The 1,160-nt window shown below is 32.8% G+C and carries 2 protein-coding genes; one reads left to right on the top strand and one right to left on the bottom strand.

Features of this window, described 5'->3' with window-relative positions; translation table 11 throughout:
• Positions 1 to 169: 169 nt before the first annotated feature.
• Positions 170 to 457 (bottom strand): hypothetical protein, encoded by a 288-nt coding sequence (locus RMO83_RS12065; protein ID WP_310559948.1) that lies wholly within the window; start codon positions 455 to 457, stop codon positions 170 to 172.
• 160 nt (positions 458 to 617) lie between these two features.
• Between RMO83_RS12065 and RMO83_RS12060 the strand changes: the two genes are divergently transcribed.
• Positions 618 to 1,160, top strand: a 543-nt coding sequence (locus RMO83_RS12060; RefSeq protein WP_310559947.1) for a hypothetical protein, incomplete at its 3' end; no start/stop codon positions are given.

The raw sequence follows: 1,160 nt of genomic DNA, 5'->3' as shown, positions 1-1,160 counted from the left end.
TTTGACATCGACGAAATCGAAAAAGGCAACGGCTTGAACAATATGAAAAAACGCATCTTAGAAATTAACGGAAAATTCGATTTGCAATCTAACGAAAACGGAACAAAGATTGAGATATTGATATAAAAAAAGCGGTCTTATAAAATAGTTAAGACCGCTTTTTAGAAACTTAATTTCTATCTTTAGAATTGTGTTTTTTTCTATAAATAGTTTTTGAAGCTTGCTTTTTTTCAGCAACAATTATTTTTTTCTCCTCTTTTGTTACAACACCATCAGCTTTTGCTACGGCTGTAGCTTGTTTAACATCTTGTCTTTGCTTCGCAATTTGCACTCGTTCTGATTTTGTAATTTCGCCACTTTTAACACCTTGTTTAATACGTTGTGCCTGATTTTGTGCGTTTGAAAACACAGAAACTCCAATTAATAGCATTCCTGTAATGATTTTTTTACTGTTCATAATCTTGATTTTAATTGTTAACTTAATTATAAGACCATAAATGTATAAAAAGGTTTAATCGCTAACACAAAAAAATACGACAAATGTCGTATTTTTTTGTGTTTAAAATTACCGCAGATTTGTAATATAAAATAATAAGAAATTATTAAAACTAAATATTATGAAAAAATCATCCCTATTAATCCTATCTGTTTGCGTTTTGGGTTTTATACCATTGAATGCCCAAACCAAAAAAACTGCTAAAAAACCATTAGTTGTTGCAAAAACCGAAGTTGTTGCCGCACCAGTTGTTGCAGAAGTTAAGCAAGAACCAACAAAAGCCGAAGAGCCAAAAGTGGTCGCAGAAGAACCAAAAGCCGAGGAAAAAAAATCTGGACTTGGCGGATTTTTCAAAAAAATGAAAGACAAGGTTTCTAGTGCTGTTAAAAGTGACGAAAAAACAGAATCGAAAACTGACGATTCTAAAAAATCAGAAGTAGCAACTTCATCTAAAAAAGAAGAACCTATCAAAAAGAAAGGAAGCTCGAAAAAATCTGGAAATTTCACTACAGTTTGGGAAACACAATTCGAAAACAAAGCCGAGAGAATTGCAATGGTTTCTTGGGACGGAACAATAGTTATTGGCACAGACGACAATTCTGCATCTGCAATCGATGGTGACGGAAAACCACTTTGGGATGGCGATTACAAAAAAATGACAACC

The organism is Flavobacterium sp. (genome assembly GCF_031423415.1).
GTDB lineage: Bacteria > Bacteroidota > Bacteroidia > Flavobacteriales > Flavobacteriaceae > Flavobacterium.
This window is presented reverse-complemented; position numbering and strand designations above follow the sequence as displayed.

What these genes read in the sequence shown, in the direction of transcription:
- RMO83_RS12065 (WP_310559948.1), bottom strand. Translation starts at nt 457, where the DNA reads ATGAACAGTAAAAAAATCATTACAGGAATGCTATTAATTGGAGTTTCT.